This is a genomic window from Arthrobacter sp. Y3224198 (assembly GCF_059090025.1).
Genome location: NZ_JBNHFG010000069.1, coordinates 1 through 1,164, shown reverse-complemented (window position 1 = coordinate 1,164; position 1,164 = coordinate 1). Strand labels below are relative to the sequence as shown.

Genomic DNA, 1,164 nt, shown 5'->3' with positions numbered 1-1,164 from the left:
TTACAGTTCCAGCGGGAACAACCCGTGCGGGTTGTTGTCCGGGAACCACATAGTGGACGCAAGCAGCATGATCACAACACCCTGTACATTGGGAAACCGTTTGAAGTCGTGTTTCCCCAGGTGTTGGTGTGGTGTAAGTTATCGGCCTATTAGTACCGGTCAGCTTCACGGGTCTTTAGTCCCCGCTTCCACATCCGGCCTATCAACCCAGTGGTCTGGCTGGGGGCCTCTCACACACAAGGTGTATGGAAATCTCATCTCGAAGCGGGCTTCCCGCTTAGATGCTTTCAGCGGTTATCCCATCCGAACGTAGCTAATCAGCGGTGCACTTGGCAGTACAACTGACACACCAGAGGTTCGTCCGTCCCGGTCCTCTCGTACTAAGGACAGCCCTTCTCAAATTTCCTGCGCGCGCAGCGGATAGGGACCGAACTGTCTCACGACGTTCTAAACCCAGCTCGCGTACCGCTTTAATGGGCGAACAGCCCAACCCTTGGGACCTACTCCAGCCCCAGGATGCGACGAGCCGACATCGAGGTGCCAAACCATGCCGTCGATATGGACTCTTGGGCAAGATCAGCCTGTTATCCCCGAGGTACCTTTTATCCGTTGAGCGACGGCCATTCCACAATGTACCGCCGGATCACTAGTCCCGACTTTCGTCCCTGCTCGAGATGTCTCTCTCACAGTCAAGCTCCCTTGTGCACTTACACTCGCCACCTGATTGCCAACCAGGCTGAGGGAACCTTTGGGCGCCTCCGTTACTCTTTAGGAGGCAACCGCCCCAGTTAAACTACCCATCAGGCACTGTCCCTGACCCGGATTACGGGCCGAAGTTAGATATCCAGTATGACCAGAGTGGTATTTCAACGATGACTCCACCCGAACTGGCGTCCGGGTCTCACAGTCTCCCACCTATCCTACACAAGCCACACCGAACACCAATACCAAACTATAGTAAAGGTCTCGGGGTCTTTCCGTCCTGCTGCGCGTAACGAGCATCTTTACTCGTACTGCAATTTCGCCGAGTTTATGGTTGAGACAGCGGGGAAGTCGTTACTCCATTCGTGCAGGTCGGAACTTACCCGACAAGGAATTTCGCTACCTTAGGATGGTTATAGTTACCACCGCCGTTTACTGGGGCTTAAATTCCCAGCTTCGCCC

General features: G+C 54.5%; 1 rRNA gene. It reads right to left on the bottom strand.

Annotated elements, in window-relative coordinates:
- Positions 1-128: 128 nt before the first annotated feature.
- Positions 129-1,164, bottom strand: a 23S ribosomal RNA gene (locus tag AC5RUF_RS16320); the annotation flags it as partial.